Genomic DNA, 16,084 nt, shown 5'->3' with positions numbered 1-16,084 from the left:
CTCCGCACGTGAGACTGCCCGGCCCGACCGCGGCCAGGGCCGCGGCGGCGGTGCTCGTGCGGACGCTGAGCACCGAGCTGACCCGGTCGCAGCGGCGACCGCGGCACGTGTGGACTCGGGACGGCGACGCGCACATCGAGGTTCATCCGCCCTGGCCCGAGGGCACCCAGCCGGATCCGGCGGTCGCCGACGCCCACCGGCGCCGGCTGCACCGCGCGGTCGTCGCCGCACTGCATCGCCTGGACGGCGTCGACTGGGCCGAGGTCGACGAGGCCCTGGGGCGGGTCCTGATCAGCTTCGACTCCGATCGGGTGGACGTGGCGGAGCTGGTCGAGGCCGTCGACGCGGCGGAGAGAGTCCTGCGCCAGGGTGCCCTCGGCGAGCCGGGCCCGGACGCCGGGTACACGCGGGCCGGCGTGGACGGTGATCAGGATGGTTCCGCCTACCCGGGGGATCCGGAGCCGGTGGCCGCCGCGATGATCGCGCTCGGCGTGGACACCGCGGCGCTCGGCGTCGCTGTGGTGGCCCGAGTGTGCCGGGTACCCGCGGTACCGCGCGCGGCGGGAGCCGTGGTGGCGCTCGTGGATCACCAACCGTGGGTCCGGCGGGCAGTCGAACGCCGCCTCGGCCAGCGCGGTGCCGACCTGGTGATCGGCCTGCTCGGCGCGGGGGCGGGCGCGGTGACCCAGAGCCCGGACATCCTCGTCGTCGGCGTGGCCCACCGGGCGGCGGCCGTCGGCGAGCTGTTCGCCGAACGGGCGGTGTTCCTCCGGCGCCAGTCCGACCTGCTGCGCCGCACCGCCCAGGCGGACCAGTCTGGTGTCTCGCCCGCGGCTGCGTCCGAGTCGGTCGGTGCGGTCCCAGGCCGGCGAGCCTTCCCGGACACCCCGTCGCCCGGCGAGCTCGGCGCCGGCGCGCGGGGACACCGGCCCCGCCCGCTTCCCGCCGGCCCGCTCGAACGCAGCGCCGAGCGGATGGCCGCCGTCGGGCTCGCGGTCGGCGCGGCCGGTCTGCTCGCGACGGGCTCCCCGCGGGTCGGCGGCGAGCTGGTACTGGCGGCCGTGCCGCGAGCGGCCCGACTGGGCCGTGAGGTCTTCGCGGCCACGGCGGCGCGCCGGCTGTCCGCTCGGGACGTGCTGATCCTCGACGCCGCCAGCCTGCGACGACTCGATCGGATCGACGCCGTCGTCGTCTGCGCGCCGGTCCTGCTGGGGGAGCGGATGCGGGTGCTGTCCGCCGCCGATGCGGCCACGTGGTCGCGCACGGACCGACTGGTCGACGAGGTGGACCCGCGGCGGATGTTCCAGCCGGGCGACGTCGTCGCGCGGGAGGGGTCCGCCCGGATGGTCGCGGTGCACGCCGGCGGGCCGCGCTCGGCGCTGCACCCGTCCGGACTACCCGTCGAGCTTCGCGTCGGACGCCGTCGCGCCCGCGCCGTCCTCGGCGCCGAACTCGACGGTCTCGCCGAGGCGCTCCTGCGCGCCGCCCGGTCGTGCGGCACCGTCGTGCTCACCGCCCACGCCAGCACGGCCGAGCTCGCCGCGCTCGTCGACACCGTGCTGCCCGCGGGCACGGCCGCGGACACCGAGGTCTGGCGGTTGCAGGCGGCCGGCCGGGTGGTCGCCGTCGTGGCCGGGGGTGAACGACCGCAGGCGTCGGTGGTCGCTCCCGGCGATGCCGACGCGCTGTTCCGCGCGGACGTCGCCGTCGGAGTGGACACCCCTGGTGCCCGGCCGCCCTGGTCCGCGGATCTGATCTGCGCGGACGGGCTGACCGACGCCTGGCGGATCCTGCAGCTACCGCCGGTCGCCGCGGCGGTCAGCAGTCGGTCGGCGACGCTCGCCCACTCCGCATCGGCCCTGGCCGTCCTCACCACCATCGCCGGTCTGGGACGCGAGGACGCCGGTACGGGCCAGGGCCGGGCGGCGTTGATCCGGCCCGCGGCACTCCTGCGCGGCGGGCCGGTCAGCGCCGCCGCGCTCGCCGCGATGGCCCTCGGCGCGCTCGGGGCGAGCCGCGCCGACCGGCGCAACCCGCCGGCGCCCACCTGGCGCACGGACTGGCATGCCCTGTCCGCGGACACCGTGCGACGCCGGCTGACCGCCGGTCCGCGGGACCCGGCGGATCTGGCCGTCGCCGACACCGCCGAACCGGACTCCCCTCGGCCGGACCCGCCCGAGGGGACCACGACCGTGGAGGCGCGGTCCGACGGTCCGGCACCGACGGGCCGGCCGGCCGCGGGGACCAACGAGTCCCCGACCTCCGGACGGGCCCTGGGCTCGATGGCGTCCACCGTCCGTGGCCTCCCCGGCGCAGTGCTCTCCGACCTGCGCGATCCGCTCATCCCGGTGCTGTTCGTCGGGGCCGCCGCGAGCGCGGTGCTCGGCTCGACGGTCGACGCGGCGCTCGTGGCGGGCGTGTCGGTGGCCAACGCGGTGGTCAGCGGCGCGCAGCGGGCCAGGGCCGAGGCGGTGATGCGCCGCCTGGTGGCCCGGCACACCCCGCTGGCCCGGTTGGTGACGACGGCGGGGACCGCACTTGTCGACGCGAGTGACCTGCGTACGGGCGACCTCGTCGACGTGCGTGCCGCCGACGTGGTGCCCGCGGATGCCCGCCTGGTCCACGCCGAGTCCCTGGAGGTCGACGAGTCCTCCCTGACGGGGGAGTCGGTGCCCGTCGTGAAGGACATCGCCCCGACGCCGGGCGCCGCACTCGCCGAGCGGCGCAACATGCTCTACGAGGGGACGACCGTGCTTGCGGGGTCCGGTCGGGCGGTGGTGGTCGCCGTCGGCGCGGCGACCGAGGCCGGTCGGGCGGGGCAGGCGGCGGTCGGCCACGGCGGGCCGCCGGGCGTGCAGGCCCGGCTCGCCGACCTGACCCGGCTGGCGATGCCGCTCACCGCGATCAGCGGAGTCGCCGTGGCGGGCCTGTCCTGGCTGCGCGGCACGTCGCTGCGGTCCGCCGTCAACGCCGGAGTGGCCGTGGCGGTGGCCGCGGTCCCCGAGGGGCTTCCGCTGGTCGCCACCGTCGCGCAGATGGCGTCGGCACGCCGCCTGGCCCGGCTCGGCGTGCTCGTCCGCTCCTCCCGCACCGTCGAGGCCCTCGGCCGCGTCGACACCGTGTGCTTCGACAAGACGGGCACCCTCACCGAGGGGCGGCTGGTGCTGCGCGACGTCGTGGTCCGCGCGGGCGGCGCCCGGGAGGGGCCGGACGGTACCGCGGGTGTGCCCGCCGCCGCCCGGTGGCGTCGGGTCGCCGCCACCGACCCGGCCGCGGCAGCCGTACATCGGATCGCGGCCGGGGCCAGTCCCGCGCCGGGCGGGCCGGTGCCGCATGCCACCGACCGGGCGGTGCTCGACGCCGCCCGTGGACTTGCCCCGTGGGGGGAGCGCCTGGCGGAGACGCCGTTCGAGACCGCGCGTGGATACGCGGCCACGCTGCTGCGTGGCCCGGACGGGACGGTGGAGCTCGCCGTCAAGGGTGCCCCGGAGGTGCTGCTCGACCGCTGCGGGTTGGGGCCCGTCCGGCGGCGCGCGGCGGCGTCGGTCGCCGAGGACCTGGCCCGGCGCGGGCTCCGCGTCCTCGCCGTCGCCCGTGCGGACCACCCGTCACCCGGTCGGACCACGCTCGCGCGGACCGCCCCGATGCGGGCGGAGCAGCTGCGCGGCCTGGAACTCGTCGGCTTCCTCGGCCTGGCCGACACGCCTCGACCGTCGGCCGCTCCGGCCGTGCGCCGGCTGGTCGAGGCCGGTATCAGGGTGCTCGTCGTGACCGGGGACCACCCGGTGACCGCCGGCGCGATCGCCGCCGAGCTCGGCGTCCCGGGGGCCGACCACATCGTCACCGGCGCGGAGCTGGCGGCGCTGGGCGACGAGGACTACGCACGTCGGGTGGAGGAGGCGACGGTGTTCGCGCGCATCTCCCCCGAGCAGAAGGTGCGTCTCGTCCTCGCGTTGCGCCGGCGTGGCCACGTCGTGGCCATGACCGGGGATGGCACGAACGACGCCGCCGCCATTCGCGCCGCCGACGTCGGTGTCGCCGTCCGCGGCCACGGGTCGGCGGCGGCCACCGGCGCCGCCGACCTGCTGCTCACCGACGCCGACGTCACGCGTCTGGTCGACGCCATCGAGGAGGGCGCGGGCATGTCGCGGGCGGTGACCGATGCGGTGTCCGTGCTGGTCGGCGGCAACGCCGGGGAGGTCGCGTTCACCGTCCTCGGCACGGCCCTCGGGGGGACGGCGCCGTTGAGTCCGCGCCAGCTCCTGCTCGTCAACCTGCTGACCGACATGGCCCCGGCGATGGCGCTCGCCGTCCGGGGTCGTGCGCCGCAGGGCGGTCGGCCCTGCGCCGTCGACGGCGTGGAGTCTCCCCGGTCGGGCGAGGCTGCCGAGCGGGCGCTGCCCAGGACCAGCCCGGCCGGGCCGGGGGGTGTCCGCCGCGGCGGCGTGGCGGCGACCGACTGGCTCACCGGCCCGCTGCGACGCATCCTGCTGATCCGGGGCGGGGCGACCGCGGGCGGAGCGAGCGCCGCCTGGCTGCTCGCCCGGCTGACCGGCAGCCGGCGGCGCGCGTCGACCGTCGCGCTGCTCGCGCTCGTCGGGGCCCAGCTGGGCCAGACCCTGACCCTCGCGGGCCGGGACCCACTGGTCATCACGACGGCGATCGCCAACGTGGTCGTGCTCGCCGTGCTGGTGCAGATGCCCGTGCTCAGCGCACTGTTCGGGTCCCGCCCGGTCGGGCCGGTCGGCTGGTGCATCGCGCTGGGCGCCGCCGGCGCGGCCACCTTCGCGGCCTGGCGGGCGGCGAGGCGGCACAGTGCCCAGACGTCACCCGGCCCGCGTTGACCCGCCGGATCCGGGCTGACCCGGTCGAGGCGGCGAGGTGGCCCGGCCGAGGCGGCGGGCGGCCCTCTGACCGCCGGATCAGGCCCGCTGACCGCCGGATCAGGCCCGCTGACCGCCGGGTCAGGCCCGCTGGCCGCCCGGCACACCAAGCCAGCGACGGACCAGGGTGGTCAGCACGAGGATGACGGCTGTCCCGACCACCTCGATGATCACTCCTGCGAGCAGATGGTTCATCATCGGACCTCCCGTTGCTGCCGTGGACGTGCTGCACGCGTGGATCCGACGCCGTCGCAGCGGCTCGGCCACCCGTGGCGCGGATCAGGGCATGCGTCGACGGACCCCGCGTTCCGATGACACCATGCGGTCCGAAGATGAACGGAAGGTGAGATTTCCCGTGCGAATATATGGCGCGACGGTGAAGCCATCGGCGATGCACGCTCGCGGACGGCGCCGCACGGATCGGGTCAGCCGTTCGGGTCCGGGACGGCGGACCGGGCGCGGGATCGGTCCGTGCGGTGTCGGCTCATGCGTGTCGGATCGGGCGGTGTCGGCTCACGCGGTGTCCGATCGGGCGGTGTCGCCTCATGCGGTGTCGGATCGAGCGGTGTCGGACCGCGCCGCGAGCAGCGCGCCGACGGCGGCCAACCCGGCCGAGATCGGGATGGCGACGGTCGCCGGCCGCGCCCCGGCGGCGTCCACGACCATCCCGCACAGCGGCGAGCTGACCGCTGCCCCGACGCTCGTTCCGGCGGTGAGCCAGGTGAAGCCCTCGGTCCGCCGGGCGGCGGGAACCAGCCGTCCGGCGACGGTGTTTCCGAGGATCATCAGCGGGGCCAGGGGGAGGCCGACGAGGCCGGCCCCCACCACGACCAGGACCAGCCGGTCGGTGGCCGGGATCAGCACCGCCGCCACCGCCAGCGCCACGCCCGCAAGCGCGAACCGGCGCACCGGGTCGCCGGTGGCCGGCCGCGCGCCGTAGACCAGCCCGCTGAGCAGGCTCACCACGGTGATCAGGACGGGTAGCAGCCCAGCGCCGGCTCCCCAACCATGCTCGCGGCCGAGCGCGATCAGAGCGACCTCACCGGCGCCGAAGAATCCGCCGAGTCCGACGAAAACGATGATCACTGACGGCATGCCGGGCAGCAGCGCCACCGGTACGGATCGGGGGGCGGCCATTGCGCAGGTGCCGGCGTCGGGTGGGGTGCCTGCGTCGGGCCGGGCACCGGTGGCGGACGTGGTGACGGTGGCGGGCGTGGTGACGGTGGCGGGCAGGGCGCCGGGTGTGGTGACGGTGGCGGGCATGGTCGGGACGGGCCGGGGCGCATCCGGGGCCGGGAGGGCCGCGAACAGCGGTACCGCCGTCGCCGCGCAGGCCAGGGCGGCGATCAGCCCGGCGGGGGGCAGCGCACCGGCGAGCAGGCCGGCCGCGGCGGGCCCAAGGGCGAACGCCACCTCGTCCAGCACGGACTCCAGGGCGTAGGCCGACTGGAGGGTGGGCGAGCCCGCGAGCAGGGTGGCCCAGCGTTCCCGGGCCACCGCGCCGACCTGGGGCAGTGTCGCGCCGGTCAGCGCGGCCGCGGCCAGCACCATCGCGGTCGACGCCCGGACCAGCACCACGAACCCGAACACGGCACCCGCGAGCACGTGCAGGCCGGTGAGCACGAGCAGCACCCGGCGGGCGCCGGCCCGGTCGATGAGCCGGCTGATCACGGGACCCGCGAGGGCGCCGGCCAGGGCCAGGGTCGCGCTGACGGCACCGGCCTGGCCGTAGGAGCCGGTGACGTCCGCCACGAGCAGAAGGCTGCCCAGACCCAGCATCGAGATGGGTAGCCGCCCCACCAGTCCGGCCGCGACGCGCACCCACCCGCCCGGCTGGTCCACCAACGCGCCGTAACCGCGGGTCGCCACGCCGTCGGGAGCGGCGGGTGGTGCGGGTGGTGCGGGCATGGTCCGAACGGGCGATGAGCCCGTCGGGATGGACTGCTCTGCCGGCCGGGGACAGGCCGCGACGGGGGAGGCGGACCCAGCAGACACCGGTTCGGGGGACCTCGGCTCGAGGGTCGTCGGCTCGAGGGTCGTCGGCTTGAGGGTCGTCGGTTCGGGGGTCGTCGGTTCGGGGGAGGTCGGTCCGAGGGAAGGCGGTTCGGGGGTGGCGGGTCGGTGCGTCGCGCCGGGGTGGCTTCGCCCGGAACGGCCCAGGTGGGGCAGGGCGGTCGCGCGTCGAGGGCCGGTGGCGGTGGCCGGCGTCCGACGCGGGAAACGGTGGGGCGACGCGGTGAGGGGATGGGGCGCGTCCGGGGGGACGGCGGCGTCGTCGTGAGAAAGGTTCATGGATGCGTCCGCGGGCCACAGCGCGCAGCGGGCGCGAATCCGGCGGGGTGACGAGGCCCGGCAACGTCCGGCTCGGGCGTGGACGCCGTCGCGGCGACCGCCCGAGCCGCCGACGCGCGGCGAACGCATCGACGACCGCCGCCCATACCAGCCACGATGGTCGGAAACCGGACGACGAGGTGCCACGCACCCTACCAGGCACGATGCCGGCGATCCGGGCGCGTCGCCGCGGCCGCGGGCGGCGATGTGGCCGTGCTGCCCGCCCTGAGAGTGTGCTTCGCGCTCCGCTAGCGTGAGGCACGTGGAGGGGTGCAGACGGATGACGCGACCAGACCGGACCCGGCGGGCGGGTGACCCGCCGGCCGGCACGTGGCCCCGCCCCGGCAGGCAGCTGTGGTCCGCCGGGCAGTCCTGGCCCGGCGGACAGCCCGGGTGCGGTGGGCGCAGGGGGCCCGCGGGCTCCGGTCGGCGCCCGTGAACTACTTCGAGGGCACGGTCCTCGGGCTCGTCCAGGGCCTGACCGAGTTCCTTCCCGTCTCCTCCAGCGCCCACCTGCGGATCACCGCCGCGCTGGCCGGCTGGGACGATCCCGGCGCCGCGTTCACCGCGGTCACCCAGATCGGCACCGAGACCGCGGTGCTGATCTACTTCCGGAGGGACATCGCGCGGATCGTGCGGGCCTGGGCGCTGTCGTGGACCCGCCGCGAGATGCGTAAGGACACCGACGCCCGCGTCGGCTGGCTGGTCCTCCTCGGCACGATCCCGATCGGTCTGCTCGGTGTCACGTTGCAGGACGCCATCGAGGGCCCGTTTCGCGACCTGCGCCTGATCGCGACGACGCTGATCGTGCTCGGTCTCATCCTCGGGGGCGCGGACTGGTACGCCTCGAAGGGGCGCCCGCGCGGGCGGCACTCGCTGCCGCGGCCGCGCAAGACCCTGCGCGACCTGTCGGTGCGCGACGGCCTGCTCTACGGGCTGGCGCAGTCGGCCGCGCTGATCCCGGGCGTGTCCCGGTCGGGGGCGACGATCAGCGGCGGGCTGTTGCTCGGCTACACCCGGGAGGCGGCCGCGCGCTACTCGTTCCTGCTGGCGATGCCCGCGGTGCTGGCCTCCGGCGTGTTCGAGCTGAAGTCGATCGGCGGGGACCGCGAAGGCGGGGACGGCGAAGAGGTGTCCTGGGGACCGACGATCGTCGCCACGGTCGTGGCGTTCGCCACCGGCTACGCGGCCATCGCCTGGTTCCTGCGCTACATCTCGACCCGCAGTTTCGCGCCGTTCGTGCTGTACCGGGTCGCGCTGGGGCTGCTGTTGCTGGCGTTGCTCGCCGGCGGCGCGATCAGCGCGGACGCGGGTGCCGCGGCCGACTGACGACCCGCTGCCGGACCCGCCGGGGTCGCGTCAACTACGGTGGGCTCGCGGCCCATGCGGCGTACGGAACGCGACGCGCGGTGGGCGGGGGTGCGGGGTACCTGCTCGGCGCGGTGACGGGGAACACGGCGCCGAGGGGACGCGGCATGCCGGGACGTGGCCGTCCCCGGGCACGCGCATGGATCCGTGGTGCGCGCGCCGGCCGTCCGCCGGACCGGGCCCAGCAGGCGATGCCCGACGCCGCCGCCGAGCTCCTGGCGGCGGCCGCGACGGAGCGTGGAGGACGCCATGAATCGGCCAGGGGTCGCGGGAGCGCGGCCGTCTCCGGGGCGGCACGACGACCCGGACACGGCGACCGGCGAGGACGCGTCGGGCCGTGAGGACGCGTCGGGCCGTGAAGGTGCGTCGGGCCGTGAGGACGCGTCGGGCGGGGAGGTCGGATCCGTGGCGGCCGTCGCGGCCGCCGCCGGGCTGACCGCGGCCGAGGTCGCCGAGCGGATCGCCGACGGCCACGTCAACGACGTGCCGCTGCGCTCCAGCCGGACCCTCGGGCAGATCGTCCGCGCCAACGTGTTCACCCGGATCAACGCGATCATCGGCGTCCTGCTGGCGTTCGTGCTGGTCGTCGGCCCGTTGCAGGACGCCCTGTTCGGCGGCGTGATCGTCGCGAACACCCTGGTGGGGTTGTTCCAGGAGCTGCGCGCGAAGCGCACCCTGGACCGCCTGGCGGTGGTCGGGGAGTCCCGGCCGGTGGTGCGCCGCGACGGGGTCGCGGCGCCGCTCGCCGTGGCCGAGATCGTCCTTGACGACGTCATCGAGCTCGGGCCGGGCGACCGGATCGGCGTCGACGGCGTCGTCGTCGAGGCCGAGCACCTGGAGGTCGACGAGTCGCTGCTCACCGGAGAGGCCGACCCGGTGCACAAGCAGCCGGGTGACCAGGTGATGTCCGGCAGCTTCGTGGTCGCGGGCGGGGGAGCCTTCCGGGCGACCCGGGTGGGCCGCGAGGCCTACGCCGCGCAGCTCGCGGAGGAGGCCAGCCGGTTCACCCTGGTGCACTCCGAGCTGCGCGCCGGCGTCAGCACGATCCTGCGGGTCGTCACCTGGATGATCATTCCGACCGGCGTCGCACTGATCATCAGCCAGATCCTCGTCAACGACGACGACCTGCCCGAGGCGATCCGCCGGATGGTCGCGGGCCTGGTGCCGATGGTGCCCGAGGGGCTCGTGCTGCTCACGTCGGTGGCCTTCGCCGTCGGGGTGGTACGGCTGGGGCGCCGCCAGTGTCTCGTTCAGGAACTGCCGGCGATCGAGGGGCTGGCCCGCGTCGACGTCGTCTGCCTCGACAAGACCGGCACCCTGACCGAGGCGGCGATGGACGTCGCCGAGCTACGCATCGTCGATGCGACCGCGGCTACCGGTGCGACCGCGGCTACCGGTGCGACCGTGGCTACCGGTGCGACTGTGGCTGCCGGTGCGACCGCGGCTACTGACGCCGACGGCAGCCCCGCGGCGGAGGCGGCCCGCCGGGTGCTCGGCGCGCTCGGCGCCGCCGACACCCGGCCGAACCCCAGCATGCAGGCCATCATCGACGCCTACCCGGCGCCGGCGGGCTGGACGGTGCGCGCGGACGCCCCGTTCTCCTCGGCCCGCAAGTGGAGCGGTGCCACCCTGGTTGACCCGGCCGGCGGCGTCGCCACCTGGCTGCTCGGCGCGCCGGACGTGCTGCTGCCCGCCGGTCATCCGGTGCTCACCGAGGTCGACGGCCACGGGGCGCGCGGCCTGCGGGTACTGCTGCTCGGTCGGTTCACCGCTGCGCTCGACGGCGCGCTTGCCGACCCGGCGGGTGTCCCGGCGGCCGTCGTGCCGGTCGCGATCGTCGTCATCGCCCAGCGGCTGCGGGCCGACGCGCCGGACACGCTGCGCTACTTCGCCGAGCAGAACGTCGCGGCGAAGGTGATCTCCGGGGACAACGCGCTGTCCGTCGGCGCGGTCGCCCGTTCCCTGGGCCTGCCCGGCGCCGACGCGCCGGTGGACGCGAGAACGCTGCCGACCGATCCCGCCGGCCTCGCCGACGCCCTGGAGACCCATTCGATCTTCGGACGGGTGACCCCGCAGCAGAAGCGGGCGATGGTCGCCGCGTTGCAGTCGCGCGGGCACACGGTCGCGATGACCGGCGACGGCGTCAACGACGTTCTCGCCCTCAAGGACGCCGACATCGGCGTCGCGATGGGTTCGGGCAGCCAGGCGGCCCGCGGCGTCGCGCAGATCGTCCTGCTCGACAACAGCTTCGCGACGTTGCCGTCCGTCGTCGCCGAGGGACGCCGCGTCATCGGCAACATCGAACGGGTCGCGAACCTGTTCCTGACGAAGACCGTCTATTCGGTTCTGCTCGCCCTCCTCGTCGTCGTCACCCGGGTGCCCTACCCGTTCCTGCCGCGGCATCTCACCCTGCTCGGCTCGCTGACGATCGGCATCCCGGCGTTCTTCCTCGCGCTCGCCCCGAACGCCGAGCGGGCCCGCCCGGACTTCGTCGGCCGGGTGCTGCGCTTCGCGCTGCCTGCCGGGATCCTCGCCGCGGCGGCGACCATGGCGTCCTACCTGGTGGCGCGGTCGATCTACGACGATCTGAACGCTGAGACGTCGATGGCGACCCTGACGCTGTTCCTCGTCGCGCTGTGGGCGCTGGCGATCGTCGCCCGCCCCTACACGTGGTGGCGGATCGCCCTGGTCCTGACCATGGCGGTCGCCTTCGTGCTGGTCCTGGTGATCCCGTTCGGCCAGGAGTTCTTCCAGCTGTCGCTGGTGGGAACGACCGGCCCGTGGACCGGTGCGGGCATCGCCGCGGGCGCGGGGGTCCTGCTCGAACTCGTCTGGCTGCTGACCCGCCGGCACCTGTCCGCCGCGGCGTCGCGCGGCGAACTCGCCGCGGCGCGTCGCCCCTCGGTGACGCAGAGCAACGTGCGGACCCTGCCGGCGCCATCGGCCCCGCCGGCGCTGTCGGCGCTGTCGGCACCCGGTGCCGGGCCCGCCGCGCCGAGCGCCGGGCCGGGCACCGGCGACACACCCGACGCGCGGGATGAGGTCACCGCGGGTGGGGGGACGCCGGGGGGGCGCGCCTGACCCGCGCCGGGGGCGGCTCCTGCCCGCCGGTCGGGCCGCCGTCGGACTCCCGCCGGGTCTGCGGGATCGGTCCGGCCACGCCGCCGACCTGCGTGGCTGGCCTGCTCGATCCGCGGGTGGCCGGGGCGCCGACGGTGGCGAGCGGGCTGCGCAGGGCGGTGAGGGCGAGGGCGCTGGCTGCGACGGAGGCGGTGAGGATGGCGGTGGAGGCGCCGTCGACCGCGGTGGGGTCGGGCAGGGCGAGGCGGGTGATGAGGAGGCTGACGGTGTAGCCGATGCCGGCGAGTAGGCCGAGGGGGACCAGGTGGCGCCAGCGGACGCCGTCGGGGAGGCGGGCGAGGTGGAGGCGGACGGCGAGCCAGGCGCCGGCGGGGACGCCGAGGAGTTTGCCGGCGAGCAGGCCGACGGCGACGCCTCGGCTGATCGGGTCGGTGGCGACGTGGAGCAGGGCGTGCGGGGTGAGGGAGACCCCGGTGGCGGACAGGGCGAACGCGGGGAGGATCACGGCGGCGTTGATCGGGCCGAGGTGGCGTTCGAGGCGGGTGGCGGGTGCTTCGGGTTCGTCGGGGTCGGGGTGGACGCGCACGAGCAGGCCGAGGGCGACGCCGGCGACGGTGGGGTGGATGCCGGCGGCGTGCAGGCTGATCCAGACGGCGGCGGCGAGGGGGAGGTGCAGTAGCGGGGAGGTCCAGCGGCGGTGGTGGGCGAGGGCGGTGGTGGCGAGCAGGGTGGTGGCGGTGGCGAGCCAGGCGGGGTTGATGCCGTGGTTGAGGCCGAGGGCGATGAGCAGGATGCCGCCGAGGTCGTCGGCGACGGCGAGGCCGAGCAGGACGGTGCGTAGCCCCGGCGGGACTCGGGGGCCGGCGAGGGAGAGCACGCCGAGGGCGAAGGCGATGTCGGTGGCGACGGGGATGGCCCAGGCGTGTCCGGCGCCGGGGGTGTGGTGGGTGAGGGCGAGGCAGAGCAGGGCGGGGGCGAGCATGCCGCCGGCGGCGGCGGCGACGGGGAGTGCGGCGCTGCGGCGGTCGGCGAGGGTGCCGAGGGTGAGTTCGCGTTTGAGTTCGAGGCCGACGGTGAAGAAGAACACGGCGAGCAGGGCGTCGGCGACCCAGTCGGTGAGGTGCATGTCGGCGAGGTGTAGCCAGGACGGTCCGAGGCCGGCCGGGGTGGACCAGACCGTGTGGTAGGTGCCGGGGGCGGTGTTCGCCCAGACCAGGGCGGCCACCGTCGCGGCGAGCAGGAGCAGCCCGCCGGTGGTCTCCGCCCGCAGAAAAGCGGCGAACCCGTCGCGATCTGCCCCTCGGGCGCCGCGGGGCAGCCGTTGCGACCACCGGCCCGGGCCCCGTCCCTGCCCTGGGACAATGGCCCGCCTGCGTACAGTTCGGCGGCGGACCGGGCCCGGTTCAGGGGGCGGTTGCGACACGTCACTGCTCCTCCGTCGCGGCCGCCGCGCGACGGCGTCTGCGGATCGGCGGCGGATTACCGGCCGTCTCGGAGATCGTAACGAGAAATTTCTTCTCCCGCGGTGTCGACGGCGAGGACGCCACGTCCGGACCCGTTGTCGAGGGCTTTTCCGGGGGTCGTGACGAGGGCGGGCGTACCGCAATTCGACGGGTCGCCCAGCCGTGCCGACATTCCGCTGGTGGCCGGCCGCGGACCGGGATTTGCGGGGACAATGCACTGCCAATACGGCGGGAACCGGCGCTGGGCTATTTCGTTCACGGTTACGCGTCCATGCCCTCGGCTCGCGCCACTCTCGGCGAAAGGCGGATGCGGGGGCGACGGGTGGCGACGAATGTCTCCCCGGGCACGGCGCGCAGCGAGAACCCGCCGGGAGCCCACCGAGAACCCGGCTGCGGGTGCCGTCAGCCGCCGCCCCCGGTCGCCTGGCGTCCGCCGCGACCCTCGTCGTCCGGGGCGGTCCGGGGCGCGGGAGGCGTGGTCGTCATCCTGACCGCCGGGCTGACCGTCGCGGCGGTTCGGCGGCGGGTCGGGCCGTCGGCGAGTCGGGCGAGGTAGGCGTTGTACGCGTCGAGTTCCGCGTCGACGTCGCCGGCGGCGGCGATGCGGCGCTCACGGGCCCGGGTGCGCCGGTCATCCATCCGCGACCACTGGATGACAAGCACGACGAGCACGGCGAACGTCGGCAGTTCGCCGAACGCCCAGACGATGGCGCCGGCGGTGTGCTGGTCGCTGAGCGCGCTGACGCCCCACGGCCGCACCAGCCGGCCGTACCAGTCGGCGGCGAGTAGCGACGACTCACTCATGATCGCTATTCCGAGGAAGGTGTGGAACGGCACGGCGCTCAGCAGCATGATGATCCGCCCAGGGTGCGGCAGCCGCCGCGGCAACGGGTCGATCCCGATGAGCAGCTCGAAGAACAGCACGCCGACCGCGAGGAAGTGCACGTTCATGTAGAGGTGACCGAGGTGGTTGTGCATGAGCGTGGTCAGCAGCGACGTCATGTACAGCACGTAGAGGCTGCCGATGAAGTTCGCCGTCACCCACGCCGGATGGGTCAGCACCCGCACCGGCCACGAGTGCAGCACCGCCACCAGCCACTCCCGCGGCCCGCTGCGGTGCGGGGCCCGCGCGGGACGCATCGCCCGCAGCGCCAGTGTCACCGGCGCGCCGAGGACGAGGGGGATCGGGGCGCACATGCTCAGCAGCATGTGCTGGGTCATGTGCACGCTGAGCAGGACGGGCCCGTAGCGCCCCAGCCCGCTGGAGGTGGCGAAGACGACGACGGCCAGACCGCACAGCCAGGCGATGGTGCGCCCCACCGGCCAGCGGATGCCCCGGGCGCGCAGGCGGAGCAGCCCGGCGAGGTACAGCCCGGCGGCGAGCACGCAGGCGCTGAGGAACACCCAGTCGATCCGCCAGTCGCCGGCCAGCCGGGCGGCCGACACCGGCGGCGGCATCGGGTAGCCGAGCAGCGCCCGGGTCGGGTCGGCGGGGACGAGGGCGTCGTCCACCGGCGGCGCCGTGCGGGACAGCCCCACGGCCAGGCCCAGCGTCGCCGTCAGCACGATCAGTTCCACGCCCGCCAGCCGCACGAACCGACCGACCGCCCCTGCCGTGGTTCCAGTCTCTGCCGCGGTTCGCGTGTTCGCCGTCGTTCCAGTCTCTGCCGTGGCCGTGGTGACCCGGTCGACGACCCGGCGGCGCAACAGGCCGCCCAGCGCGACCGCGGTGATCAGGCCCACCGCCTTGAGCGTGACGAGCAGGCCGTAGCGGGTCTCCCACAGCGGCGCGAGGCCGCCGAGCCGCAGCGCGGCCCCGCCGATCCCGCTGACCGCGGTGGCAGCCGCCGCACCGGCGGCGAACCGGCTGTGCCGCCGCAGCGCCGGGCCGAAGGAGCCGGCGGGCAGCCGCACGGCGGACAACAGCCCCAGCAGCCCGCCCGCCCACGCCGACGCGGCGAGGATGTGGACGGCGAGCGCTACCACCGCGATCGCGTGGTCACCAGACGTGGCGGCGTGCCCGGCCAGCACCGGCGGCAGCAGCCCGACGGCGGCGACGGCGAGCAGCGCGCCGGCCGCGGTCGTCGTCGTCACCGTGCGGCCCACGATCGCCACCACGGCGGCGAGCGCGGCGACGGTGAGCAGGGCGCGCCCCTGCTCGGTCGAGGCGACGAACGAGCGCAGCGCGTGCAGGTCGAGCACGTCCCCGGCCGGCTGCGCGGAGACGTCGGACAGGGTGAACACCAGCTCCGCCAGTGTGGCGATCATCCACACGACCGCGGCATCGGCCGCGTACCGCCCGCAGCGGCGCGCGGTCGACGTCAGCGGCCGCTGCCGGGACCCGGCCGCGCGTTCCGGCAGGCCGGCGGGCGGCCGGTCATCCGAGCGAGCCCTCGCCTGCGCCCCCGCGCGTGTGGCCACGTCGCCGGTGCGCGGGGCCGCCTCGCCTGTGCGCGGGGCCGCCTCGCCTGTGCGCGGGGCGGCCTCGCCTGTGCGCGGGGCCGCGTCGTCCGTGCGCGGGGCAGTGTCGTCGGCGAGCGATGCCGGCGCATCGTCCGCACTGGACGGCTCGCGGTCGCGGCGCACGGGGACGCGCCGGGCCGGAAGCAGGACCGCGGCGGCGAGCAGCCAGCCGAGCGTGGCGACCGAGGCGATCCGGCCCACCAGCCGGGCGAACGGCAACGCCCAGTAGGTGCCCTCGCCTGACGAGGGCAGCCCGGGAAGCCGGAGCGGACCCGGGCCGAAGCCGACGACGAGAGCCAGCACGGCACAGCCGGCCAGCGCCGCGACGGGCAGCGCGCGGGGCACGGCACCCACGGGCCGCACTGCACCCACGGGCCGGGTAGCCGTCGGCGCGGCCGTCGCCGGTGCCGCGATGGCGTCCCCCGGCGGGCGGACCTCCGCGGCAACGGGGTCGTCGGTCGAGGCGGGCGGGCCCGTCGAGGCCGAAATGTCCAT

At 75.9% G+C, this 16,084-nt stretch carries 6 protein-coding genes; 3 read left to right on the top strand and 3 right to left on the bottom strand.

Annotated elements, in window-relative coordinates; translation table 11 throughout:
- The first annotated feature begins 8 nt into the window (after window positions 1–8).
- Complete coding sequence (locus FRAAL_RS18850; protein WP_011605440.1) at window positions 9–4,844, top strand: HAD-IC family P-type ATPase; 4,836 nt, start codon at window positions 9–11, stop codon at window positions 4,842–4,844.
- Between the two features lie 582 nt (window positions 4,845–5,426).
- Here FRAAL_RS18850 and FRAAL_RS30590 read toward each other — a convergent pair.
- Window positions 5,427–6,791 carry an MFS transporter gene (locus FRAAL_RS30590; protein ID WP_085949678.1) on the bottom strand — a complete coding sequence of 455 codons (1,365 nt, stop codon included), beginning with the start codon at window positions 6,789–6,791 and terminating at the stop codon, window positions 5,427–5,429.
- A gap of 858 nt (window positions 6,792–7,649) precedes the next feature.
- Between FRAAL_RS30590 and FRAAL_RS18840 the strand changes: the two genes are divergently transcribed.
- Together FRAAL_RS18840 and FRAAL_RS18835 are read left to right on the top strand one after the other, a co-directional pair.
- Window positions 7,650–8,543: an undecaprenyl-diphosphate phosphatase gene (locus tag FRAAL_RS18840; protein ID WP_011605438.1), complete on the top strand. Its 894-nt coding sequence runs from the start codon at window positions 7,650–7,652 to the stop codon at window positions 8,541–8,543.
- A gap of 288 nt (window positions 8,544–8,831) precedes the next feature.
- Window positions 8,832–11,663, top strand: coding sequence for an HAD-IC family P-type ATPase (locus tag FRAAL_RS18835; RefSeq protein ID WP_083866843.1), 2,832 nt, complete (start codon window positions 8,832–8,834; stop codon window positions 11,661–11,663).
- Here FRAAL_RS18835 and nhaA read toward each other — a convergent pair.
- The gene (gene nhaA, locus FRAAL_RS18830) at window positions 11,626–13,086 is read right to left on the bottom strand and encodes a Na+/H+ antiporter NhaA (protein ID WP_011605435.1); all 1,461 of its coding nucleotides are present in this window, start codon (window positions 13,084–13,086) and stop codon (window positions 11,626–11,628) included. The genes FRAAL_RS18835 and nhaA overlap by 38 nt on opposite strands.
- 442 nt (window positions 13,087–13,528) lie before the next feature.
- Entirely contained in the window at window positions 13,529–16,084 is a 2,556-nt protein-coding gene (locus tag FRAAL_RS18825; protein WP_231861093.1) for a cytochrome c oxidase assembly protein, read from the bottom strand.

It is taken from the genome of Frankia alni ACN14a, from assembly GCF_000058485.1.
In the GTDB taxonomy this organism is placed as follows: Bacteria; Actinomycetota; Actinomycetes; order Frankiales; family Frankiaceae; genus Frankia; species Frankia alni.
The sequence above is the reverse complement of the archived record's forward strand: the minus strand, read 5'-3'. Positions and strand labels throughout refer to the sequence as shown.

What these genes read in the sequence shown, in the direction of transcription:
- FRAAL_RS18825 (WP_231861093.1), bottom strand. Translation starts at nt 16,084, where the DNA reads ATGGACATTTCGGCCTCGACGGGCCCGCCCGCCTCGACCGACGACCCC.
- FRAAL_RS30590 (WP_085949678.1), bottom strand. Translation starts at nt 6,791, where the DNA reads ATGCCCGCACCACCCGCACCACCCGCCGCTCCCGACGGCGTGGCGACC.
- FRAAL_RS18835 (WP_083866843.1), top strand. Translation starts at nt 8,832, where the DNA reads ATGAATCGGCCAGGGGTCGCGGGAGCGCGGCCGTCTCCGGGGCGGCAC.